This window comes from Priestia sp. ST2, assembly GCF_055810735.1.
The window spans coordinates 78,947-102,096 of sequence record NZ_JBVVNT010000009.1 but is presented as its reverse complement, the minus strand read 5'-3'; the positions used below and the strand labels follow the sequence as shown (position 1 = coordinate 102,096).

Sequence of the window (23,150 nt, the reverse complement as noted above, 5' to 3'; positions counted from 1 at the left end):
ATTACTAATGTTGTGTTGTACTTTGTTAGTGTTAAATCAATATCCTACATGTGTGAGCCGATTGCCTTATGGTAGTCGGCTTCCTTTTTTATGGTAGAGTCTAAAAGGAAATAGCATTCGTTAAAATGGCTGTAATTGTCATCACAATAGTTGTTCCAAAGGCCCACTTGAAAAGAAACTTTTGATGCTCCCCGAAATCTACTTCAACCAACCCAATCAGAATGAAAGTAGCGGGTACTAAAGGAGATAGGGGAAACCCAGTTGTGGAATGTCCCAATAAAGCTGCTCGTCCTATTTCTACAGGGTCTACACCAAAATTAGCTGCTGTATGGCTAATAACAGGTAAAATGCCAAAATAATAAGCATCAGGTGAAAATACAAAGCTAAGAGGAAGGCTCGTTATTGCTACAACTAAGGGAAGGTGAGAGCCCAGCCATTCAGGAGTGAGGCTGACAATGGTATTAGCCATGGCATCCATCATTTTTGTTTCTGTAAAAACGCCTGTAAAGATTCCGGCTGCAAAAACCAACGTACTAACCATTACAAAGCTGTTTGCATGACTTAAGATTCTTTCCTGCTGTTCTTTTGGATGAGGAAAATTAACAAATAAAGCAATGGCAAAAGCAATAGCAAATAAAATAGGAATAGGGAGTATGTCTACGACCAAGAGAGTCATTAAGCACAGTGTCAATAAGGCATTAAACCAAAAGAGTCTAGGTGGCTTCCCAGGGGTCTCATGAACTGAAAGCTGTTCAGCAAAAGCCATTGATGAACCTTTTAAATGAATGGTTCCTAAGCGCGCTTTCTCTCTCTTTCCGAGTAGATATGCTGAAAATAAAGTCCACATCAATCCCGCTGCCATAGCTGGAATAAGAGGGTTAAATAGATCTGATACTTCTAATTGCAAACTTGCTGCGGCTCTTACGAGAGGACCTCCCCAAGGAATCATATTCATAACACCTGCGCTTAAACTAATAACACAAGCCAGTATTAGTCGGTTCATTCCCAGTTTTGTGTACAAAGGAAGCAAGGCGGAAACTGTAATTAAAAATGTAGAAGAGCCGTCTCCGTCCAAGCCAACAAGCATTGTAATAACGGCAGTTGCCATTACGACTTTTAAAGGATCGCCTTTCACAATGTTTAGGACACGAGAAATCATAGGATCAAATAAACCGACGTCAATCATTAGTCCAAAATATAAAATAGCAAAAACGATCATAATGGCCGTAGGAGCTACTTTTAAAATACCATTCATCATCATATCGCCCATATGGGCACTAAAACCTCCAATTATACCAAAGAGGATAGCGACAAAAATAAAAGCAACAACCACGGACAAGCGTTTACTGATGACAAGAAATAGAAAAGTCGCAATCATTCCAAACCCTAACAAAGAAAGCATTATCCATCACCTCTTATAAGAGTTAGAAAATTATATTAATTTACATTATAGCATTAGAATTACTGTTAAAGTTTGGTATTTTTAAATAAGATAGCTTCAAACTAAAACTAAAAACCAAAAAAGCCGCCTTATAGGCGACTGGTTTAAGCTAGGTCAGCTGTTATGGACTGCTTTTGAAGGTGATCAGACAGCAGGCTGTAAGCAATAATTTTCTTTTTATACTGTTTTACGACATCCACATGATCATCATAACTGTATACGCATAATCGAACATCTTTTTTTCCTTTTTTCGTATCGATAACCAGTGGAGTTTCACTGTCTTCTAGGTGTTTATAATAGTCCTTATTTCCGTCATGGACATAATATTGTTTTAAAAATGTTGCTTTATTAAAATAATCAATCACTTGCATTTTGTCTTTGCCTTCTAAATGTTTCCCATCAACTGTGACAGTAACGCTTTGGTCATCAAGTGTTGGGTGTAATTGAAATTTAGTCATAAGCCATTTGACCACTGGAGTTGGAAGACACGTTATTAATATTTTGAGTGCACTTACAAGAATGATGGAAAGTAATACAATCCACGTCATAGTTAATCATCTCCGCTATAGTTTAAATGAAATAAGATTACATACTTATTTTACCACAGAGAACATGATTGCTTTTTGTACATTATGTGAACCTTCCTCAGTGAAAAGATGTATATGAAATACGTTTATTTATGCACATTTAGGGAAATATAAAATTATAACAAATACTACATATAAAAAAAGGAGAAAAAATTATGTTGTGGACGATTATTGGACTTTTATTTATTTTTTGGTTATTAGGATTAGTTTTTCATATTGGCGGCGGCATCATTCACATTCTTCTTGTCATTGCAGTGATTGTGCTAATCGTAAAACTTGTGAAACGAATTTAGATATAAAAGGCCTTTCCTTAGGGAAAGGCCTTTTATATGGAGATATTATAAAAACAAGACGTATTTTGATATAAAAAATCATATGCTTCCGTTTCAGAAACTCCTTTGAGACGTGCTATTTCCTCAACGGACTGATGTATCATTGATGGAACCGTTATCTGGTTTTGAAAAGGTCCTTCAAATGGCCACGGACCATCTGTTTCGACCATCAAGTAGTCAAGAGGGTATTCCATGGCAAGCGCTTGGATTTTAGGCTTATATACAATATCAGGTGTAACTGAAATATAGTAACCGTTGTTTTTCATTCGTTCAACGGTTTTTTTAGCTCCTTTGAACCAGTGGAAGTGAGCTTTAGACACGGAATGTTTTTCCAGTAAGTCACACACAATTTCAGCGTCTTCATATACAGCGTGAAGAATTAATGGTTTTCCCCATTTTTTTGAATGAATAATAAAAGCTTCAAGCAGCTCCAAATAGGGCTCTAGAGAAAGAGTATAGGTCTGACTTAAGTAATAAGGTAGACCTACCTCCCCAACAGCTATCATTTCTTCATTGTTTTGATCAATCCAGGCAAACAGCTCCGCTAATTCATTTGAAGAAGGCAGCATTTGTTCAGGATGAAATCCGTAGGCAGGTTTCACACAGGAATACAATTGGCTGATTTTTTGATTAAGTTGGCAAGACTGTAATGTGGAAGATACAGAAATAAGCGCTTGTAACGAAGGATCCTTCTCTATTATGTCTTTCCAGCTTTTCGGTTCATATTGATCGAGATGAATATGAGCGTCAATGATTTGTTTCATAAATATCGCTCGCTCCTTTCAGCCCAATTTGTTTAGAAATAATACGTAAGAAAATGTATGCTTCTGTTAGGCTTCCATTTTATTTTTTATGTATTTTTTGTTCCCCCATTTAGCAATAGATGAAAACGTATAAACAATAAGAGCTAACCAAATCAAACTAAAAGCAATAACATGAGCTTTTGTTAGCGATTCATGGTACAGAATTACTCCTGCTAGCAGAGATAAGGTTGGTGAAATATATTGAAGAATACCAAGCATTGATAATGATACTTTTTTAGCACTTTTTGTGAATAATAAGAGTGGTAGAGCTGTGACCATTCCACTTCCGATTAACAAGAGACTTGTTGAAAAAGAATCAAAAAACTGCAAGTGTGATTGAAACGTGAGGTAGCCTATGTATGCTAATGCAATAGGGGAGATGACCATCGTTTCAAGAGTTAATCCGATTGTTGAATCAGCTTTAATCTTTTTCTTTGCCAAACCATATAATCCGAAAGTAAGAGCTAAACTAAGCGAAATCCAAGGAACCACACCATAATGAAGACTGAGTGTTAATACCCCGATCGCTGCTAGTATAAATGAAAAAATTTGAGCCCCGCTTAATCTCTCTTTTAAGACAATAACACCTAATAAAACACTTGTTAGGGGATTAATATATTGTCCAAGGCTCGCTTCTACTATTTTTCCATCAATGACAGCCCACATAAAAATGCCCCAATTTGCACTAATAAGTACAGACGCAGTAAAAAGGGCCCAGAATAAGGATGGTTTTTTCATTATTTCTTTTACAAACGTAATGTATGTACGCCATTTCTTTGTTATCAATAAAAGAATAAGCATAAAAATAAAAGACCAAAAAACGCGCTGAGCTAAAATCTCCCCCGGTGCTACGTGGTGGACCAACTTCCAATAAATTGGCGTGAGCCCCCACATAAGATAAGAAAGGACTGCATACGTTACACCCTCTTTGTCATGATTTAAGTTCATTTAAAACCTTCTTTCTAACATGAGATAAATTTGGTAATAAGAGTGATAGATTAACATAAAAAAGCAGCATAAACGATTATATCACAGAGAAAAACGATTCTTCACATGTTGAATGGCTCAAAAAAGCGCTATGCGCAAGGTCATTGCTTTTCCATGTCTAAAATAAAATCAAATTGCGAGTTTCTAACAAGGTAAGTGCTTACACAAGTGTGCATGATAAGCGCTCTTTCAGCTTATATTCAAGTGGTTATGAAAAACAGTTGATTTCCCCATTAGAAACTGTCAAGCTTAAGGAAGAAAAAAATCTTAGAGGAAAGAATATATAGGTGACGAATATGATCGAAATAAAAGCGTCTGCGATAAGCGACGGAGAATTTAACAGAGGTGTATTTGCTAAGCAAGATATTAAAAAAGGAACGCTTATTCACGAAGCTCCTGTTATCGCTTATCCTAATAAAGAGCATGATTTTATTGAGAAAACAACACTAGCGGATTATGCTTTTGAATATGGAGTGAATCATACGGCTATTCTTTTGGGATACGGTATGCTGTTTAATCACTCGTATACACCCAATGCTACGTATGAAATTAATTTTGACAATCATACCTTTGATTTTTATGCATATACGGATATCCAAGCAGGAGAAGAAATTCTCATCAACTATAATGGAGATGAAGATGATCAAGAGCTCCTTTGGTTTGATCGTGAAGATGAAGAAGAACAAAAGTAAAAAGTTAAGCCCATCGAAAATCGATGGGCTTTTTATTATGCTTTTTTATCTGGATACATAGTAGAATTCAAACGGATGAATTGGTAAATATGCGTAATAATAACTTTTAAAACGGCATATCCAGGGACGGCTAAAATGATACCGATGATTCCGAATAAGTTTCCGGCGGTTAGAATGACAAAAATGACGGTAATCGGGTGAATGTCTAGGCTTCTTCCCATAATTTGCGGAGATATTACTTTACCTTCAAGCAATTGAACAACTGCCCAGACAATGGCTAGTTTTACAAGCATGAAAGGAGAGGTAATAAACGCAATAATAATGGCTGGAATAATGGCGATAATAGGACCAAGGTAAGGCACAACGTTGGTTACCATGGCGATAATCGCTAGAAGTAATGCATAATCTAACCCAATAATCAGATAGCCAATGAAAAGCAGTACACCTATACAAATCGCAACAAAAATTTGCCCGCGAATATATGCGCTTAATGCGTGGTTCATGTCGGCTAAAATGAATTTAGCTTCAGAACGAGAGCGGTTTGGAAGCAGTTTTACAATGTAATTAGGTAAATTTTTCCCATCTTTTAACAAGTAAAAAAGAATAAAGGGTAAAACGGCAACCGATAATATAATTTCTGTAATGGTGCCGACAAAGTTCACAATACCGCTTGAAAATCCAGAAACATATTTACTCAAGTGTTTTGATGCATCTTTTGAAATCTTATCTAGGTCCGTGTTAGCCGACTGAAGACCTTGTTCGACATATCGGTTATTCGAAAGGTTCGTCACCGCATGCTGAACGTCATGCGTCAGCTCTGGGATATTATCAATAAGACGGTCAACTTGATTTTTTAGAGGTGGAATAACCGATGAAATAATAATGGCTAACGCGCCGATAATCACTATGTATAAAACAAGAATGGAAATAATTCGTTTTACACCTTTTCGTTCTAAAAAGTCAACAAGCGGATTAAATAAATAAAAGCAAATTCCTGCTAAGATAATCGGCAGTGCGATTGTTTTAATAAAAATAGAGATAGGAATTAAAATAAATCCGATTTTTGATAACGAAAAAATAGTCATGCTGAGAATAAAAATAATAATTGTATATACAACAAATTTATTATTTAAGATTTTCTCTCGGAAAAAAGTTCCTTTCTGAGGTCTAGGTTCCAAGCTGTTCAACTCCTTTTAAAAATAAATGTATAGTTATCATACCCTGATTTAGACTAATTTAAGAGGGTTTTTTACAAAGAAGTGTGCATACTAGTAGAAAATCTTCTAGAAAGAAGGGGTAAAATCATTGAAAGAAGACAAGCAACCATCGTATGATGATTTCTCTACAGTAGAAAAAAGCCATGAGTATATAACCGCTGAAGAATTTCCAGACGGTCCTTTCGGCTCTCCTGTTAATCAAAAACTGGGGAAATCTACTTCATGGGAAGAAGGGCAGCGAACGTATAGCGCATTTAATTATGAAAACAAAAATCTTCATGAAAAAGCGCAAAGATTATTTCCAGGCGCTCATCCTGTACATGATAACCCAGAGGAACATGAACAAAATCCAAGTTAATGTCTTTATTATGCTCTGAATATATTGCCCTATCTTTTTGCTGAATTATGTTGACAATAAGCAATTTAGCCTGTAATATAAAACGTAACTTATCACTGTTTCTACAGGATTCGACAAAATTTGATTTACTTAAACTTGTGATCTCAACTTCTATTTACAGCTATTAGAGCGCTGTAAGTAGAAGTTTTATTTATGTTATCGATCAAAAAGAAAAAAGCAGGTCTGCTCAAGCAGGCCTGCTTTTTTTATTATTGAACAGCGTCAAATTTATTTACTTTCCACTGAGAATTAGATTTATAGAATGTGACAGTTCGTTTTACGCTGCCGCCATCTACAGTTGGAACTGTGAATTCATAAGAGCGAACCGTTGCTGTTTGATACACAAGCTTTGTTTTTGCTTTTGACCACTCTAACATGCTGAATCCGTCGCCGATTGGATGTGCAAGTTTGCCGTTATATGTCATATAGCCGTAATTTGTTAATCCTTTTTCTACTGCACTGTTTGTAAATGTCTCAGATAAGTAGCTTGATAGCTCAGCTTTTGTATCAAATTCAGGGCAAAGATACACGTACTCAGTTCCTTTATATACAAATGTACGTTCTGTACATGGTTTGTTTTTATAACCGTGCAGAGCACTCCAGAAATGATTGCTGGCACTAGCTGCAATTTTGACAGCATTTGCATCCGTTAGTGTTGTAGATGTTGTTTGTGCTGTAACTCCAGTGCTTAGTGTAAAGAAAATAGCGATTGATGATAAAACTAGTCCAATTTTTTTCATTTCTAACTCACTCCTAATTAATTAACCTTATTTATGTAACAATTATGTTTTTTATATTTCTTTTGTTACATTTATATTACAATAAATTTGTAATAAAAGAAAGTGTTTTGTCTTTTTTTCTTAAATTTTTTTAGTTTTTTACTAGTTTCTAAACTAGTTATAGTAAGGGAATTACCAGTTAAAGGTTGATTTATCAACGTTTTCAGGCGTTTCTTTCTACTTTTTAATCTTTTTTTCAAAAAAAGATTGTTTGTAACAAAAATGTAATAAAAGAAGCTTAATACCTTTACGATACAGAAAAATAAAGATAAAACAGTGAAAGATCGATTCTAAAAGTTTGTTTTCCTTTTTTAGGCATATTTCTTTTTGGGTTTTGAGGTTTTTAGTAGAGTAGATTAAAAGGAGGCGAAATGATGAAAGGTATTATACATAGTGAAAAAAGTGGAATAGCAGGCATGAAGTACAGAAATCTTCAGGAGATGCTCCCTGAAAGAGGAGAAGTAAAAGTAAGACTAAAAACAGCAGGTTTAAACCGGAGAGATTTATTCGTTATGAATAATCGAGGCAAAGGAGATAAGCCGTTTATCCCCGGTTCAGACGGTGCAGGCATTATAGAAGAATTGGGAGAAGGCGTAAAAGGTTTAAAAAAAGGAATGGAAGTAATTATTAATCCAAGTCTAGAGTGGGATTGTGTAGAACACGTTCCACTTACACCTAAAATTTTAGGCGGTCCATCACATGGAACATTTGCAGAGTATGTAATCATACAAGCGAATAACGTTGTACAAAAGCCATCTTATCTATCTTGGAAACAGGCGGGAGTTCTTTCATTATCCGCTTTAACTGCTTATAGAGCTCTATTTACAAAAGGCCAATTAAAAAAAGGAGAGCACCTCCTTATTCCCGGTATAGGAAGCGGAGTCGCGACCTATGGATTGTTATTCGCAAAAGCTATCGGAGCTAACGTAACAGTCACTTCTAGAAGTGGTGAAAAAAGAAAGCAAGCTCTAAAGCATGGAGCGAATTATGCATTAGATAGCGGAAGCAACCTAAAAGAAGAAACCAACAATAGAAAAGTAGATATCATACTTGATAGTGTGGGGGCAGCTTTATTTCCTGCTTATTTTGAAATATTAAAGCCAAATGGAAGAATTGTTAATTTTGGTGCAAGTTCTGGAAATGAAGTTGAACTACCTCTAAGAACCATTTTTTATCCTCAATTCAACATACTTGGTACGTCTATGGGAAGTCAGGAAGAATTCGTGGACATGATGGATTTTATAGAGAAACATCAAATTAAACCAATCGTCGATCAATTCTATCCGCTGTCAGAGGCAGTTGCAGCCTGCGAACGATTAGATAAAGGGAAACAATTTGGCAACATAGGTTTACTTATTTCGGAATAAAAAAACCCCCAGCGCTAACTGGGGACTTTTTTATATAATCAAACGTTTGTTTAAATGAAAGAAACACGGTAATAACAGCTTTTTAGCGCTTTTTATCATAACCACCAAGCCAATAAAAAAGTAACCAACCCTCCTAGTATCAAAAATCCCATGCTGTATTTGAGCGTGTATTTAAACAGTTCACCTTCTTTTCCAGCCAGTCCCACTGCTCCGGCAGCGACGGCAATTGATTGAGGAGAAAGCATTTTAGCCATCACGCCGCCGGCAGTATTGGCCGCTACGAGAATAACTGGCAAGACATTAATTTGCTGAGCTGTAGTTAGCTGCAAGTTGCCGAACAGCGCATTATTTGATACGACAGACCCCGTTAGAAATACGCCGATCCAGCCAAGAAATGGAGATAAAAATGGAAAATAAGCGGCTGATGTAGCGAGCGCCAATCCAAGTGTAGAAGACTGTCCTGAATAATTTGAAATAAAAGCAAAAGCAATGACCATCATAATAGTAATAATAGGTCTTGATAATTCTTTTACGGTTTCTAAAAGAGTGGTCCATGCCACTTTTGGCGATACGTTAAGTAAGAAAACTGAAAGGATACAAGCAATAAGAATTGCTGTACCTGTTGCTGCAAATACGTCTATTTTTAAGATAGCAGCGTAAGGCGTAGGATCTTTTACTAAAGGCGCTGCTTTAATTACGTGATTGTGTAAAAATGGGACGTTAATAAGCAGGTTCATATGTTCAAGCATTTTTTTGACAAAAGAAATGCTCCAAGCCGTAACGAGTATCGTTAATAGAATAAAAGGAGACCAAGCCTTTAAAATCTGTTTTGGTGACAGGCTGAAGCTTTTAGCTGCTGCCGGGCTTGTTCGTTTAATATAAAAAGCAAGAGCAAGTAAACTCACAATAGAAGATGTGATATTTGGAAGTTCAGGGCCGATGTATGTAACAGTTAAATACTGTGTCAGTGCATAGGAAACGGCTGTGATGCTCGTTGCTTTCCATACGTCTTTTAATCCTTTTATCCCATCCATAATAAAGACAAGTAAAAAAGGGATAAGAAAAGAAATAATCGGAAGCTGCGTGCCAAGAAAATGAGCAATTTCTTTTGGATCTATGCCAGATACTTGTCCTGCGACAATAACAGGAATCCCCATGGCGCCAAACGCTCCTGAAGCTGTATTAGCAATTAAACATAGCGCCGCTGCTTTTAATGGTTTGAACCCAAGTCCAACTAGAAGCGCTGCTGTAATGGCGATTGGAGCTCCAAATCCCGCTGCCCCTTCTAAAAAAGCATTAAAGGAAAAAGCAACAAGCAGCATTTGCAAGCGGGGGTCATCCGTTATTGAAATAATAGATTGTCTGATGGTAGTAAACTGTCCGCTTTTGACAGTTAGCTTGTATAAGAACACCGCTCCGATAATAATATAGCTGATGGGCCAAAGTGCATACAGAAACCCATAGCCTGTGGCTCCTAAGATCATTGAGGCAGGCATATCATAAAAATAAATAGCAATAATCATAGAAAGAAGCACCGTAATACCAGCAGCAATATGTCCTTTTAATTTCAAAAGAGTTAAAGCAATAAAGAAAAAGATAATGGGGATGAGTGCAATTAGTGCAGAAAGCCAAATATTATCTAACGGATTATATACCTGAGTCCACGTCATATTCATACACCTCTACTACATATTTAAAACAAGGGAGCGGGGGAGTCCCCCGCAAAAATCTTTAGATGTTACACAAAAGCTCTGTCGCGAGTTTGCTTAAGTATGCTAGCAGAGTGCTCGAGCTGCTGCTGTTCGTGAGGGGTTAAATTCAATTCAATAATTTGACGCACGCCGTTTTTATTAATGATAGCTGGTACGCCGATATACACATCAGAAATACCATATTGTCCTTCTAATAAAGCAGATACTGTTAAAATAGAATTTTCATCATCTAAAATAGCCTTGGTAATGCGTACAAGCCCCATTGCAATTCCGTAATAAGTCGCTCCTTTTCGATTAATAATATGGTAAGCCGCATCGCGGGTTTGTTCGAATAGATGCTGCATATCCGGTTCTTTTTCAATAGCGGCAGTATTGATAAAATGTTCGAGCTTCACACCGCCAATTTGCGCGTGGCTCCAAACAGGAAATTCCGTATCTCCATGTTCCCCCATAATATAAGCGTGGACGTTGCGAGAATCTACTTCGAAATAGTCGCTTAACAAGTAGCGGAAGCGAGCTGTGTCAAGAATCGTTCCTGAACCAATTACCCGTTCGTTTGGTAATCCTGATACTTTTTGTGTAACATGTGCGAGAATATCAACTGGATTTGTTGCCACTAAAATGATGCCGTCAAATCCGCTGTTCATAATATCTTTTACAATGCATTCAAAAATTTTAACGTTTTTTTCAACTAGATCTAAGCGTGTTTCCCCTGGAGCTTGATTAGCGCCCGCTGTAATAACTACTAAATCAGCGTCAGCACAGTCTTTATAATCTCCAGCCCAGATTTTCATCGGTGTGGCAAATGGCATTCCATGATTGATATCACGTGCTTCACCTTCTGCTTTTTCTTTGTTCATATCGATTAACACTAATTCATTGGCAATACCTTGATTCACCATTGAAAAAGCGTAGCTTGAGCCAACAAAACCAGTTCCGATAACAGCAACTTTTCGTGTTTTTGGTGTGAATTGTGTTTTCATTTGTATCATCCTTTGAATTTTATTTTGTGATGTTTTTCACAATGTTAGTGTAACAAGAATAAATTGCTTCAGCTGTGATAAAAATCACACCCTTTAAAAAATAGTAAACAATTTTACAGGGCGATTTTAAAAAATGTCCTTCTACATGAAGTGCCACATTTAGAAAGATCTTAAACGTTTAAAGTGTTGAGTAAAGGCAACTTGTTTTGCAGAAAGCTAAAGAGTTTAACATTCTCTATTTGTATGTTAGCAGCCAATAATGTTTCTATAGACCCACACGAAATCCATTTGTTACACTAAGTTTGCTTATTTTGAATAAAGGAGTGGAAGGGATGGAGAACTACTATGAGCAAGCCCAAAAAGGCGCTTGGGTTAGTATCTTATCATATATCTTTTTATCAACATGTAAACTTATCATTGCGGGTGTCACCGCTTCCTCTGCATTAAAAGCCGACGGTCTTAATAATGTTACAGATATTATTGCATCGATTGCCGTCTTGGTCGGCTTAAAAATCTCTAAAAAACCTCGTGATAATGATCATCCCTATGGACATTCCAGAGCGGAACATATTTCTTCACTTATTGCTTCTTTTATCATGATGGTCATCGGACTAGAAGTATTGGTTGATGCGGGTCAGTCATTATTTATGGACAAATCTGAAGCTCCTAATTTACTGGCTGCTTGGGTAGGTCTTGGAGCGGCTGCTATTATGGGTGGTGTTTACCGATATAATATTAAGCTTGCTAAAAAACTTGATAGCCAGTCTTTATATGCGGTTGCTAAAGATAATTTGTCTGATGCACTTGTGAGTATAGGGGCTGTTGTGGGAATTTTCGGCTCACAATTCGGCTTGCCATGGCTGGATGTGGTAGCTGCTTTTGCTGTGGGAATTATTATTTGTAAAACAGCCATTGAGATTTTTAAAGAAGCGGCTCATTCCTTAACGGACGGATTTGATGAAGAAAAGTTAGGGCACTACAAAGAAAGCATCGAGCTTGTAGAAGGTGTAAAAGAAGTAGAAGATGTGAAAGCGCGCAAGCTTGGTAATCAAGTCGTGATTGATGTAACTGTTAAAGTAGATCCCCATTTAAATGTTATCAAAAGCCATGAAATTGCCGATCAAATTGAACATATGATGAACGATGAGCATCAAATTAAAGATACGCTTGTTCATATTGAACCTGATGCATACGAAAAGCAAAAATAAGACCAGCACGTTCTTTCGTTATGAAAGGATGCGCTGGTTTTATTTTGCGGGAATTTGAAATAAATCACAAAAACTTCTTCAAAAATGAAAATGAAAAGCCGTTATTAGTAATATAAAGATTTTTGTAGAAGGGTGAGGGAATGAAGAGGTTAAGTGCAAAGCTCGTAGTATTTTTTAGTATTTTTATAGCTATTTTATTATTAGTTGTTTCAGGGGCTGTTTATCAATTTACCAAAACGCAAATAGAAAAAGATGTAGAAGTTCAGTCTCAAAGTCAAGTGAAAGAGTTAAAAGAAACCATTCATACATACTTAGACATGTATAGTCGTTCTTTGCTGACGTATAGTGAAAACGATGTAATTGTTAATTTTGTTAAGCAGGAAGGAGATCAAACAAACCAAGAGAAAAATCCGTATTTTACATGGAACACAGTTCAAAAAGAGTTTACGCAGTTTAAAGAAAAGTATCCAAACCTAGCACTTGAATACATAGGCACTCAAAATAAAGGAATGTATTCTGTTCCCAAACAAGAGTTTGGTTCAAACTATGATCCGACTTCAAGGGTATGGTACAAACAAGCAGTAGAATCACCTAATGATGTTGTTTATACGGATCCATATGAAGATGCAGCAACAAAAAAGACGGTCGTGACAATTGCAAAGGCTATTTTAGATCCAGATACTAAAAATGTACTGGGCGTTATAGCTACTGATTTAGACTTAGATGCATTAAAAAACATTGTAGGTAAAGCAGAAGTAAATCACGGTGGGTATGCATTTTTATTTGATCAAAATGGCACAGCGCTCGTTCATCCAACAGAAGCTGGGAAAAATTTGATGAATCAGCCATTTATGAAAAAAATGTACGAAGCAGACCGGAATAGAGATTTCATGAAGTATACCTTTCAAGGTGAAGAGAGAGTCATGGCATATGATACTCTCGAAGGGACGAATTGGAAGATAGGAAATGCCTTTATTTATAATGAAATGCTCTCAAGCGCTCATCATTTACTGACTGTTATTGTCTGGATTGCGTTAATTGGAATCTTATTATCAGTGGTGTTAACCATCTTTTTCTCAAGAATTATTACTAATCCAATTCGCCGCTTGAAAAATGAAGTAGCCAAAGTAACAGCTGGCGATTTAACGGTTCAGGTGAAGACGAAGTCAAAAGATGAAATTGGTGAGCTTACTCATTTATTTAATGATATGGTAGTCAAAATGAAAACATTGATTGGCACGGTTCAGACGTCTGTTGAGACAGTAAAAACGTCTGTTGAAGACTTGAGTGCCGTATCTGAAGAAGCAACTGCATCCAGTGAGGAAATCGGCCGGGCTATCCATGAGATTGCCAGCGGTGCCACGCAGCAAGCTTCTGACGCTGACTCTACTAATCATAAAACGATGAGTTTATCTTCGCAAATTGAAGAAGTCATTGAACAAAATGCACAGATTAATAAAATGACGATTGAAGCTGTAAGCATCAATGAAAAAGGTTTAAAACAGATGCAGCTCCTTCGCAACCAAACCACTGAATCGTCTCAAACGATTCACGCTGTTCAAGCTGTAATGGAAGAGTTAACAAATAAGATGAAAAAAATTGAATCTATTATTTTCACGATTAATAGTATTTCAGATCAGACAAATTTACTTGCATTAAATGCTAGTATTGAAGCAGCTCGTGCAGGAGAACATGGCAAAGGATTTGCGGTAGTAGCTGAAGAAGTGCGAAAACTTGCTGAACAGTCCTCTCAGGCCACTGAACAAGTTCGCCATACGATTGCAGCGATTCAAGGTGAAGTCGCTGCTGCGCGTGAAGAATGCAACCGTACAGAAGAGCTTTCAAAGTCTCAAGACTTTGTGGTAGGAGATACAGAACGAGCTTTTCATGAAATTGCAACTACGATTGAACAAGTGGCGGCGGCTGTCGAACATGTGACAAGCAGCATGGACAGTATCGATGAGCATAAGGAAGACGTGGTAGCGGCAATTCAAAGCATAGCAGCCATTGCACAGCAATCAGCAGCAGGAACTGAAGAGATTACCGCTTCCACAGAAGAACAAATTAGAGCTATTTCTACTGTTTCTCAATCAGCGGAACATCTGCAAGAGATTAGTGAAGAATTGGCGAACTTGATTCGTCAATTTAAAATTCAATAGAAAAAAAGAGGCTAGGACAAAAGTATTTTAGTTAAAGGAAAATCCGAACGATGAATTGAGATTCTTGATAAAGAATTCAACTCGTTCGGATTTTTTTATTGATATGGTGAACGCAGGTTTCATGTAGGTATCTCAAGCGGTTCAGCGCACTTCTTCTATTTGTTTGCCCTTAGCTGGTTGTGTCTTAACCTCTCTTTTATATTTAATAGGAAAGCAACTTGCTGTAAGGCAAAAAGACTTGCTGAGTTAGAGGTGCAACAGCTGAGACGCGCTGATGTGTAAACGGATGTATAAAAGAAAGCTTAATGGCATGTAAAGCTTGCTGCTGCTCTTTTAATCTCTTTCCTCCATAAAGAGTATCACCAAGTAATGGATAGTTGATGTGACTCATATGAACACGAATTTGGTGAGTGCGTCCAGTTTCGAGCGAAAGTTCAATAAGCGTTTCGTTTTTTGCCGTATTGCGTTTTAACACCCGATAACGTGTTTTGGCAGCTTGTCCCGTTCTAGATACTCGTCTTCTTGTAGCGTGATGACGATCACGTCCAATGGGTTCATTGATGATTCCGTCCTCTTTTTTTATGATTCCTTGGACGAGGGCAATATAAGTCCGATTAATTTTACGTTCAGCCAGCAGCTGATCAAACACGGAGCTTGCTACAAAATGCTTCGTGAATAAGATAGCACCTGATGTATCGCTGTCCAAACGGTGAACGTGTCTAGGCTTTGTTTTGAGGCCTATTTTTTGAAAATAAGCAGCTACAGCGTTTAAAAGAGTTTTTTGGTCTTGTTCTGATGAAGGATGAGTATCTAGGTTTATGGGTTTGTTTACGATTAGTACGTGCTCATCTTCAAACAAAATCTCTATATCAACATTGTAAGGTGTTATTTCATTAGGCTCTGCTTCAAAAAAAGGAAGTGACATTTTATCATGTTCCTTAAGAGTGTTTCTCCATGGTAAAGGCTCACCGTTTATAAGCACATTTTTCTTCATCCGAAACTGATGCAGCGTTTTTTTAGGAATCCGCCATTTCGTTTTTAAATACTCTTCAATTGTTTGCCCTGCATCATTTTTTGCGATTTTATCTTCTAGCCATTGGCCGTGTATACTCATATTTAATCCCTTCCTTACATACTAGTAAATATCCTTTAATCTTTTAAAAGAACTTGTAAATAATTAGGAGGAAATAACTACCTGAAGTTCTCGTTTTATGTTTATGTTATGCTAAATAAAGAGACATAAGTTAAGAGAAAAAGGGGGGGTAACCATGAAAATTGCCCAAGCAGCTCCGCCAGAAATGGAGAATTACATAGAAGAGTTGACTGAACAGCTTCGCTATGACTTGTTACCTCGGTATGTATCTGTAGATAAGCTTAATCCTGATGAATTATTAAACCCAGATTATTGTACAGACCATTTATATAATGGCTTACTCGATGAAGCATTGCAAGTCATTAGTAGCCTTCAGACAATAATTGCCGTGATTGAAGCGATTCAACACCGGCCGATTGAAGAAAGCGACTGCGAGCAATTCGAAAAAAATATTGCAATTTTAAAAAAATACGGGTTCTTATTTCCTGTTTCCATTGAGTGTTTTGCAAAAGAAAACAATTTGATTACGTATTCGTATGAATCGTTTTATAATTCATACATAAATTAAAGAAAGAGGCTGGGACAAAAGCATTTTAGACGAAGTGAAGAACGAACCATTGATCGAGATTTTTGATTAGTGGTTCGTTTTTTTGTTATGGTAAACGTAGGATTCATTTAGTTGTGTCTCAACTTATTTCTTTTTATTGGTATATTTCAGATTTCAATTGGACATTCAAAAAGAGCTTGTGATATGGTCAAACTTGTATAAATCCATCACAAAAAACAAATAGGAGCGAAAACATGACAAAAGCAAAATTATGTTTTATCGGTGCAGGCTTTCACGCATCAACGAACATTTATCCGTCCGTTATTGAAGCGGGAGCAGAAATTAAAGCAATTTCCACACGCAGTATGGAAAGATCAAAAGCTGCTCTTCAGCGATTTGGTAGCAGCGGTACGCCATACGATGATTATAAGGAAATGCTGAAGCAGGAAAAGTGCGACGGAGTAGTAGTTGTGGCACAGCCTGAAGATCATCCTGCTTTGGTGCTTGATTGCATTCGAGCGGGAAAAAATGTTTATGTGGAAAAGCCTTTGGGGCTGAATGAAAGGGAAGCAAAAGAGATTTCAGATGCTGCTAGGGAAGCTGGCGTAAAAGTAATGGTAGGTTTTATGAAGCGCTATGCACCTTGCTATATAAAACTAAAAGAGCTCATTGAAGAAGGAAAACTTGGAAACGTCCGTTCATTTCAAGCGAGGTTTGCTGTAGACAGTACCCCTTTTTGTAAAGATGAAGAGCAGTTTATGAAGCTTGCTGCCATACATATTGTTGATCTTGTCCGTCACTTGTTCGGCGAAGTCGTTCACGTGGCAGGGTTCAGAAATAATCATGGTGAGTATATTTCAAATAGTATTTCGCTGAAGTTTGAAAATGGCACTGTAGGGAGCCTGTATTTTACTGGCATGACAGCGTGGTCTCGCGAAAGCGAAAACTTATTAGTGACATTTGACAATGGCTTTGCTTTTGCTGATGAAGTAAACGCATTGACTATTCACGAATCTCAGACTTTTGATGATTTACCATGGAAGTCATTAAAAGAAAGCGACCGTGTGTTTACACCTTCTGCTTCTCCAATGTCAGGAGCATATCGAGATCTTTACCTTCGTGGATTTGTTGGAGAGATGGCTCATTTCATTGAGTGTTGTACAAGTAATAAAGAACTTCTTTCCAGTGGAAGTGACAATGTAAAAACCATGAAATTATGTGATCAAATACTGTCATCTTTAATGTAAAGAAAGCTTTAAAGAAAAGAATGTACGATGAATAAATTTCTGCAAATTATGTAAAACATACTAAATAATGTTATGATTAGACAAGTCGTATAAACGAAATTGTTTACCTTTCATAAGATTACAGAACGTTTCAATCTTATTACATATGTTTAAAATTAGACTAAATGGTTTCTTTTTACGCCTATATCATATACAATGCCCCCTAGATGATTTTTTCGAATAGCTAATAATCGTTTGGGATTATGAAAGGAGATTAATCATGAAAAAACTGATGTATACATTGCTCATTGGGGTAATTGCTGCAGCTTTAACAGCATGCGGTTCAAACGATGATGCAAAGCAATCAAAAAGTGATGATCAGAAAACTGCACAAACTGAGAAGCAAAAAGAGGCTCAGGAAAAGCAGGAAAAGCAAGCAAAAGAAATGCAGAAGAAATTAGATAAACAAAAAGTAGATGAGAAGAAAACCGTAGCGGTTGTAAACGGTAAAAAAGTTTCTGGTGAAGAATATAATGCGGCATTATCTTCATCACAAGCCCAATATCAACAAATGGGACAAGACCCAACATCTAAAGAAGCAGCTAAACAAGTAAAGCAGCAAACAATTGACAATTTAGTAGGTCAAACGCTGCTATTGCAAGAAGCTGAAAACAAAGGCTATAAAGCAACTGATGAAGAAGTAAATAAAAAGTTAAAAGAAACGAAAAAGCAGTTCAAAACAGATAAACAGTTTAAAGCGGCTTTAAAAGATGCAGGACTAACTCAATCACAATTAAAGTCTGAGCTGGCTGACAGCATTAAATATCAGCAGTACGTAGATAAAGACATCCAAACACCAGAAGTAACAGATAAAGAAATTCAAGATTATTACGATCAATTTGCAAAACAAAGCCAAAGTCAAGCAAGCGGCGGTAAAGAACAATCTCAAATGCCAAAGCTTGAAGACGTAAAGCCACAAATTAAGCAGCAGCTTGAACAACAAAAGAAACAAGAAGCATTAGAGAAAAAAGTTGAAGAACTTAAGAAAAATGCAAAAGTTGAAGTGAAGCTTTAAATACAAAAAAAAACGTCCCTTTAAAGGGCCGTTTTTTTGTTATGTACATTTATTGCTTCTTGTCAGTAAAAAGGGGTGCGTGAAAGATTTTATTGTATTTTGACTTATAAGATAAAAAGTGTTCTGATGGTTTGACTTTCATCCTATACTTTTCTTATATAGATATAAGAGAAATTGGGGGAGTCGATAAATGAAAAAGGTGGCTGTTTTTTTTGTTGGGCTTGTTTTTTTACTCGCGGGGATGGGCCTGACAGGCAATGCGTCTGCGGCGTCAAATCAACTTATTATTATTAATAAATCTACTAACACCCTTGCTTTTTATGATGGAGGAAAATTAGTAAAGACGTTCAAAGTTGCGACAGGCAGGCAGATGAGTTATACACCAGAGGGTACCTTCAGCATTGTGAATAAAATTAAAAATCGGCCTTATTATAAAGACAACATTCGGGGAGGAGATCCTAGGAATCCGCTAGGTGATCGCTGGCTAGGATTAAATGCGCGCGGAACATATGGAACAACGTATGCTATTCATGGAAATAATAATCCAAGTTCTATCGGAACTTACGCAAGTTCAGGGTGCATTCGTATGTATGATGAAGAGGTACGCTGGCTGTTTGACCGCGTTCAAACCGGTACAAAAGTGGTTATTGGTCAATTTCATTCTCAAGGTTTTGATTCAATCGCTGTTAAAAACAAATACAAAGTAAGCAGTGCTCCAGTCGCCCAGAACCTTTGTAAAACGAAAAAGCTTTCAAAAGGCCAAATTGGTTTTGTAACGATTGAATCACCGATGGTTTTGTTAAAAGAAGAAAAAGGAAAATGGGTAAAGATTCGTACGTTAAATCGCGGTGAACGCTATAATGTATATAAAATAGATGGTATTAAAGTTTCTTTAGGACCAGGGTTTATTGAAAATTATCCTACTAAAAAAACATCCATAAAATTAGATATTTGCAAATAGAAAATGAGGCTGGGACAAAAGTATTTTAGCCTAAGTAAAAAACGAACCATGAATCAAATATTTTGATTCATGGTTCGTTTTTTTATTATGGTGAACGTAGGTTTCATCTGTTCTGTTCCTTCTAGCAGTTGCACGGAAATCAATAGCGGTGTCACAAGCTATTTATACGAGCTAATGCATCAATTTGTTCGTCTTTAGATTGGATTTATTTCGTTATGTCTCAACCTCATTTTTTGAATTTTTAATAATGTTTATTATAATAAAAAACAGGGAAACTAATTGCCTAATGAAGAGAGAGAAAGGGTTGTTTTAACGTATGTCTACAATAGATTTATCAAAATTCGAGAAAAAAATGATTATTCGTAACATCAAACCGGACGATATAGATGAAATTTTAGCACTTCAAAAGCTATCATTCCCGGGAATGGATCCGTGGAAAAAAGAACAGCTTGAAAGTCACCTGGCCATTTTTCCAGAAGGACAAATATGTGCAGAGTACGACGGGGAAATTATCGGATCTTGTTCAAGCTTGATTGTGAACTTTGATGAGTACGATGATCAGCATACGTGGGACGATATTACAGACGAAGGATACATTACAAATCATAACCCCGAAGGCTACAATCTGTATGGAATTGAAGTAATGGTTCATCCAAAGTATCGCGGCATGAAAATAGGCCGCCGCTTGTATGAAGCGCGTAAAGATTTAGCACGTGAATTGAACCTGAAAAGTATCATTATCGGAGGAAGAATTCCTAATTACCATAAGCATTCAGCTGAAATGTCGCCTAGAGAATATGTAGAGCAAGTTATTCATCATAAAATTTATGATCCAGTCCTATCTTTTCAGCTAATGAACGGATTTACGCTTATGCGTATAAACCCTGGTTATCTTCCTGATGATCTAGCTTCTAATAAGTATGCAACGCTGATGGAATGGAACAACGTAGATTATGTTCGCCGTTCAAAACGCCATTTTAAAACGTCATTCCCAGTGCGTATTTGTGTTGTTCAGTATATGATGAAACAGATCAATTCATTTGAAGAGTTTGCAACACAGGTAGAATATTATACAGATGTTGCTTATGACGCAAAAGCCGACTTCTGCGTATTCCCGGAAATTTTCACAACTCAGCTAATGTCTTTCTTGAATGAAAAGATTCCAAGCAAAGCGGTTCAGCGCGTAGCAGAATATACGGAAGAGTACATTGAACTATTCACTAATTTAGCGGTTAAATATAACGTAAATATTATTGGAGGATCCCACTTCGTTGAAGAAGATAATGGAGATATTTTTAATATTGCCTATCTATTCCGCCGAGATGGAACAATTGAAAAGCAGTACAAAGTGCATATTACACCTAATGAAAGAAAATGGTGGGGAATTAGCCCAGGAGACAAAGTTGAAGTGTTTGATACAGATTGCGGTAAAATTGCGATCCAAATTTGCTATGACATCGAATTTCCGGAGCTTGCTCGTATTGCTACCGATAAAGGTGCAAATATTATTTTTACACCATTCTGTACGGAAGACCGTCAAGGCTATTTGCGCGTAAGATACTGCTCTCAGGCGCGCGCGATCGAAAACCAAATTTATACGGTTATCGCAGGTACAGTTGGAAACCTGCCTGAAACAGAAAACATGGATATTCAGTATGCTCAGTCCGCTATTTTTGCACCGTCTGACTTTGAATTTGCACGAGACGGCATTGTAGGAGAATGTAATCCTAATATTGAAATGGTAGTTATTGGAGACGTAGATTTAGAAATTCTTCGCCGCCAGCGTCAATCGGGAACGGTTCGTCAATTAAAAGACCGACGCCACGACGTTTACAATATTAAATATAAAAAATAACGAAGTTTCTAAAAACATCATGCAAATGCATGGTGTTTTTTATTTCAACTTTTGCCATAATAAAAACTATTACAATGAATTTTGTGGACTAACCATGGAAAAGAGGGGAAAACATGAGTTTTCATGGACAATCGGTATTACCCGCTGTTCGAGATATGAAGCAATTGGAAAAATTTTTAGTAAGTAATTATGAGTACGGAGTTCTTTTAGACAATCAAGTGGGCATGCTAAAAGGAATTATGAAAGAGGTCCATAAGCATGAAAAGAAACTAATCATTCATTTAGATTTAATTCATGGCTTAAAGCACGATGAATATGCGGTTGATTTTTTGTGTCAGGAGTTTAAGCCTGCGGGGATTATTTCGACAAGAACAAACGTCATTTTAAAAGCTAAACAAAGAGGGATTTATGCCATTCAACGGGTCTTTTTATTAGACAGCACGGCTTTGAAGAAAAGCTACGAGTTAATGAAGAAAGTAAAACCCGATTATATTGAGCTTCTTCCTGGAATTGTGCCCACTTTAATCCAAGAAGTCAAAGCTGAAACAGGCATTCCAGTGTTAGCTGGAGGTTTAATACGAACCGAAAAAGAAGTGCTGAATGCTTTAGGAGCCGGGGCTTCTGCTGTTACAACATCAAATAGAGAACTGTGGAGTATTTCAACTTAAAAAAACTGTTTGACAACGCTTTCACCATCTAGTAAACTTCTAGATAAGTTAATAGATGTGAGGGAGAATAGGAGATCCACAGTATAGCCTTTTAATGATTTTATTAGGGGGATGTATTGTGGATTTTCTTATTTTCTTGTTATTTTAATCGTTTTCATACAAAGGGGAGGTTATTTATATGCAAGCATTCTTAGGAGAAATAATTGGAACAATGATTTTAATTATCCTTGGCGCTGGTGTATGTGCGGGCGTCAATTTAAAAAAATCGTTTGCTGCTAATTCAGGATGGATCGTTATCACAATGGGATGGGGAATGGCAGTAGCGATGGCAGCATATGCGGTTGGTAATATGAGTGGGGCACACTTAAATCCAGCGTTAACCGTAGCGCTTGCTATTACAGGTGATTTTCCGTGGTCACAAGTACCGGTGTACATTTTAGCTCAGTTTATTGGAGCCATTCTTGGCGCAACAGTTGTTTATTTACACTATCTTCCACACTGGAAAGAAACAAAAGATGCTGGTACAAAATTAGGCGTATTCGCGACGGGGCCAGCAATTGCTAACCCATTTGCAAACGTTTTAAGTGAGGCAATTGGAACGTTTGTATTAGTAGTAGGAATCTTAGCAATTGGAGCAAATAAATTTACAGATGGATTAAATCCTTTAGTAGTAGGATTTTTAATCGTAAGTATTGGTTTATCATTAGGAGGAACAACAGGCTATGCCATCAACCCTGCTCGTGATTTAGGACCTCGTATTGCTCATGCTATCTTGCCCATACCTGGCAAAGGCAGCTCGAACTGGAAATATGCTTGGGTGCCAGTAGTGGGTCCTTTAGTAGGCGGATCAATCGGGGCAGTATTTTACCAAGCGGCATTTTTAAATAAAATGTCAAGCAGTTTATGGGTTGTTTTAAGTCTAGCGCTGATTGTTTTAGCAGTTATCTACGCTGTTTCTAAACAAAAGGCAGCACAGATTCAATCAGCAGTAGTACCGAAAAAATGAATGCGCTTTACCATCTAACTATGTACAATAAAGAAACGACACTATACAGAGAATA

At 37.0% G+C, this 23,150-nt stretch carries 22 protein-coding genes; 13 read left to right on the top strand and 9 right to left on the bottom strand.

Going from position 1 to position 23,150, the window contains the following annotated elements:
* Positions 1–100: 100 nt before the first annotated feature.
* On the bottom strand, positions 101–1,402 hold the full coding sequence (locus AC0KUU_RS26825) for a CitMHS family transporter (RefSeq protein ID WP_043981675.1): 1,302 nt from the start codon (positions 1,400–1,402) through the stop codon (positions 101–103).
* Between the two features lie 143 nt (positions 1,403–1,545).
* Entirely contained in the window at positions 1,546–1,989 is a 444-nt protein-coding gene (locus tag AC0KUU_RS26820) for a YfmQ family protein (RefSeq protein ID WP_043981676.1), read from the bottom strand.
* Between the two features lie 194 nt (positions 1,990–2,183).
* Between AC0KUU_RS26820 and AC0KUU_RS26815 the strand changes: the two genes are divergently transcribed.
* Entirely contained in the window at positions 2,184–2,321 is a 138-nt protein-coding gene (locus AC0KUU_RS26815; protein WP_013055244.1) for a lmo0937 family membrane protein, read from the top strand.
* Between the two features lie 32 nt (positions 2,322–2,353).
* Here AC0KUU_RS26815 and AC0KUU_RS26810 read toward each other — a convergent pair whose 3' ends face one another.
* Complete coding sequence (locus AC0KUU_RS26810) at positions 2,354–3,124, bottom strand: TatD family hydrolase (protein WP_043981677.1); 771 nt, start codon at positions 3,122–3,124, stop codon at positions 2,354–2,356.
* Between the two features lie 66 nt (positions 3,125–3,190).
* A complete protein-coding gene (gene rarD, locus AC0KUU_RS26805; RefSeq protein ID WP_043981678.1) occupies positions 3,191–4,111 on the bottom strand; it encodes an EamA family transporter RarD in 921 nt (306 codons plus the stop codon).
* A 335-nt stretch (positions 4,112–4,446) separates the two neighbouring features.
* Here rarD and AC0KUU_RS26800 point away from each other — a divergent pair, with 335 nt between their 5' ends.
* Positions 4,447–4,842: an SET domain-containing protein gene (locus tag AC0KUU_RS26800; RefSeq protein ID WP_025753011.1), complete on the top strand. Its 396-nt coding sequence runs from the start codon at positions 4,447–4,449 to the stop codon at positions 4,840–4,842.
* A 35-nt stretch (positions 4,843–4,877) separates the two neighbouring features.
* Here the strand turns inward: AC0KUU_RS26800 and AC0KUU_RS26795 are convergent, their stop codons facing one another.
* Positions 4,878–6,020, bottom strand: a complete 1,143-nt coding sequence (locus tag AC0KUU_RS26795) for an AI-2E family transporter (protein ID WP_013081622.1) — start codon at positions 6,018–6,020, stop codon at positions 4,878–4,880.
* Positions 6,021–6,147: 127 nt separating this feature from the next.
* On the opposite strand from AC0KUU_RS26795, the gene AC0KUU_RS26790 reads away from it, so the two are divergent.
* Positions 6,148–6,417 carry a hypothetical protein gene (locus tag AC0KUU_RS26790; protein ID WP_014461729.1) on the top strand — a complete coding sequence of 90 codons (270 nt, stop codon included), beginning with the start codon at positions 6,148–6,150 and terminating at the stop codon, positions 6,415–6,417.
* A 248-nt stretch (positions 6,418–6,665) separates the two neighbouring features.
* Here the strand turns inward: AC0KUU_RS26790 and AC0KUU_RS26785 are convergent, their stop codons facing one another.
* Entirely contained in the window at positions 6,666–7,196 is a 531-nt protein-coding gene (locus AC0KUU_RS26785; RefSeq protein WP_322551709.1) for an IseA DL-endopeptidase inhibitor family protein, read from the bottom strand.
* Between the two features lie 413 nt (positions 7,197–7,609).
* Here AC0KUU_RS26785 and AC0KUU_RS26780 point away from each other — a divergent pair, with 413 nt between their 5' ends.
* On the top strand, positions 7,610–8,602 hold the full coding sequence (locus AC0KUU_RS26780; RefSeq protein ID WP_322552483.1) for a zinc-binding dehydrogenase: 993 nt from the start codon (positions 7,610–7,612) through the stop codon (positions 8,600–8,602).
* Between the two features lie 95 nt (positions 8,603–8,697).
* On the opposite strand, the gene AC0KUU_RS26775 is transcribed toward AC0KUU_RS26780, so the two are convergent.
* Both AC0KUU_RS26775 and AC0KUU_RS26770 read right to left on the bottom strand, forming a co-directional pair.
* Positions 8,698–10,278 (bottom strand): lactate permease LctP family transporter, encoded by a 1,581-nt coding sequence (locus tag AC0KUU_RS26775; RefSeq protein WP_043981682.1) that lies wholly within the window; start codon positions 10,276–10,278, stop codon positions 8,698–8,700.
* Between the two features lie 62 nt (positions 10,279–10,340).
* Positions 10,341–11,297, bottom strand: coding sequence for an L-lactate dehydrogenase (locus AC0KUU_RS26770; RefSeq protein ID WP_013081626.1), 957 nt, complete (start codon positions 11,295–11,297; stop codon positions 10,341–10,343).
* A 332-nt stretch (positions 11,298–11,629) separates the two neighbouring features.
* Here AC0KUU_RS26770 and AC0KUU_RS26765 point away from each other — a divergent pair, with 332 nt between their 5' ends.
* Both AC0KUU_RS26765 and AC0KUU_RS26760 read left to right on the top strand, forming a co-directional pair.
* On the top strand, positions 11,630–12,505 hold the full coding sequence (locus tag AC0KUU_RS26765; protein WP_043981683.1) for a cation diffusion facilitator family transporter: 876 nt from the start codon (positions 11,630–11,632) through the stop codon (positions 12,503–12,505).
* A gap of 140 nt (positions 12,506–12,645) precedes the next feature.
* Entirely contained in the window at positions 12,646–14,664 is a 2,019-nt protein-coding gene (locus tag AC0KUU_RS26760; protein WP_162215215.1) for a methyl-accepting chemotaxis protein, read from the top strand.
* A 202-nt stretch (positions 14,665–14,866) separates the two neighbouring features.
* Here the strand turns inward: AC0KUU_RS26760 and AC0KUU_RS26755 are convergent, their stop codons facing one another.
* A complete protein-coding gene (locus tag AC0KUU_RS26755; protein WP_043981685.1) occupies positions 14,867–15,778 on the bottom strand; it encodes an RluA family pseudouridine synthase in 912 nt (303 codons plus the stop codon).
* 154 nt (positions 15,779–15,932) lie between these two features.
* Here AC0KUU_RS26755 and AC0KUU_RS26750 point away from each other — a divergent pair, with 154 nt between their 5' ends.
* The 7 genes from AC0KUU_RS26750 (at position 15,933) to AC0KUU_RS26720 (ending at position 23,095) form a co-directional block, all read left to right on the top strand.
* The gene (locus tag AC0KUU_RS26750) at positions 15,933–16,325 is read left to right on the top strand and encodes a YhcU family protein (RefSeq protein WP_013081630.1); all 393 of its coding nucleotides are present in this window, start codon (positions 15,933–15,935) and stop codon (positions 16,323–16,325) included.
* A 233-nt stretch (positions 16,326–16,558) separates the two neighbouring features.
* The gene (locus tag AC0KUU_RS26745) at positions 16,559–17,551 is read left to right on the top strand and encodes a Gfo/Idh/MocA family protein (RefSeq protein ID WP_165575590.1); all 993 of its coding nucleotides are present in this window, start codon (positions 16,559–16,561) and stop codon (positions 17,549–17,551) included.
* Between the two features lie 259 nt (positions 17,552–17,810).
* Positions 17,811–18,605 (top strand): SurA N-terminal domain-containing protein, encoded by a 795-nt coding sequence (locus tag AC0KUU_RS26740; RefSeq protein WP_034654560.1) that lies wholly within the window; start codon positions 17,811–17,813, stop codon positions 18,603–18,605.
* Positions 18,606–18,795: 190 nt separating this feature from the next.
* Complete coding sequence (locus AC0KUU_RS26735; protein WP_043981687.1) at positions 18,796–19,566, top strand: L,D-transpeptidase; 771 nt, start codon at positions 18,796–18,798, stop codon at positions 19,564–19,566.
* 316 nt (positions 19,567–19,882) lie between these two features.
* Positions 19,883–21,421, top strand: coding sequence for a carbon-nitrogen hydrolase family protein (locus tag AC0KUU_RS26730; RefSeq protein WP_013055260.1), 1,539 nt, complete (start codon positions 19,883–19,885; stop codon positions 21,419–21,421).
* 113 nt (positions 21,422–21,534) lie between these two features.
* Positions 21,535–22,089, top strand: coding sequence for a glycerol-3-phosphate responsive antiterminator (locus tag AC0KUU_RS26725; RefSeq protein WP_043981688.1), 555 nt, complete (start codon positions 21,535–21,537; stop codon positions 22,087–22,089).
* Positions 22,090–22,267: 178 nt separating this feature from the next.
* Complete coding sequence (locus AC0KUU_RS26720; protein WP_025752994.1) at positions 22,268–23,095, top strand: MIP/aquaporin family protein; 828 nt, start codon at positions 22,268–22,270, stop codon at positions 23,093–23,095.
* Positions 23,096–23,150 lie beyond the last annotated feature (55 nt).

Coding starts and splice junctions, on each gene's coding strand:
- AC0KUU_RS26825 (WP_043981675.1), bottom strand. CDS start 1,402: ATGCTTTCTTTGTTAGGGTTTGGAATGATTGCGACTTTTCTATTTCTT.
- AC0KUU_RS26820 (WP_043981676.1), bottom strand. CDS start 1,989: ATGACGTGGATTGTATTACTTTCCATCATTCTTGTAAGTGCACTCAAA.
- AC0KUU_RS26815 (WP_013055244.1), top strand. CDS start 2,184: ATGTTGTGGACGATTATTGGACTTTTATTTATTTTTTGGTTATTAGGA.
- AC0KUU_RS26810 (WP_043981677.1), bottom strand. CDS start 3,124: ATGAAACAAATCATTGACGCTCATATTCATCTCGATCAATATGAACCG.
- rarD (WP_043981678.1), bottom strand. CDS start 4,111: ATGAACTTAAATCATGACAAAGAGGGTGTAACGTATGCAGTCCTTTCT.
- AC0KUU_RS26800 (WP_025753011.1), top strand. CDS start 4,447: ATGATCGAAATAAAAGCGTCTGCGATAAGCGACGGAGAATTTAACAGA.
- AC0KUU_RS26785 (WP_322551709.1), bottom strand. CDS start 7,196: ATGAAAAAAATTGGACTAGTTTTATCATCAATCGCTATTTTCTTTACA.
- AC0KUU_RS26780 (WP_322552483.1), top strand. CDS start 7,610: ATGAAAGGTATTATACATAGTGAAAAAAGTGGAATAGCAGGCATGAAG.
- AC0KUU_RS26775 (WP_043981682.1), bottom strand. CDS start 10,278: ATGAATATGACGTGGACTCAGGTATATAATCCGTTAGATAATATTTGG.
- AC0KUU_RS26770 (WP_013081626.1), bottom strand. CDS start 11,297: ATGAAAACACAATTCACACCAAAAACACGAAAAGTTGCTGTTATCGGA.
- AC0KUU_RS26765 (WP_043981683.1), top strand. CDS start 11,630: ATGGAGAACTACTATGAGCAAGCCCAAAAAGGCGCTTGGGTTAGTATC.
- AC0KUU_RS26760 (WP_162215215.1), top strand. CDS start 12,646: ATGAAGAGGTTAAGTGCAAAGCTCGTAGTATTTTTTAGTATTTTTATA.
- AC0KUU_RS26755 (WP_043981685.1), bottom strand. CDS start 15,778: ATGAGTATACACGGCCAATGGCTAGAAGATAAAATCGCAAAAAATGAT.
- AC0KUU_RS26750 (WP_013081630.1), top strand. CDS start 15,933: ATGAAAATTGCCCAAGCAGCTCCGCCAGAAATGGAGAATTACATAGAA.
- AC0KUU_RS26745 (WP_165575590.1), top strand. CDS start 16,559: ATGACAAAAGCAAAATTATGTTTTATCGGTGCAGGCTTTCACGCATCA.
- AC0KUU_RS26740 (WP_034654560.1), top strand. CDS start 17,811: ATGAAAAAACTGATGTATACATTGCTCATTGGGGTAATTGCTGCAGCT.
- AC0KUU_RS26735 (WP_043981687.1), top strand. CDS start 18,796: ATGAAAAAGGTGGCTGTTTTTTTTGTTGGGCTTGTTTTTTTACTCGCG.
- AC0KUU_RS26730 (WP_013055260.1), top strand. CDS start 19,883: ATGTCTACAATAGATTTATCAAAATTCGAGAAAAAAATGATTATTCGT.
- AC0KUU_RS26725 (WP_043981688.1), top strand. CDS start 21,535: ATGAGTTTTCATGGACAATCGGTATTACCCGCTGTTCGAGATATGAAG.
- AC0KUU_RS26720 (WP_025752994.1), top strand. CDS start 22,268: ATGCAAGCATTCTTAGGAGAAATAATTGGAACAATGATTTTAATTATC.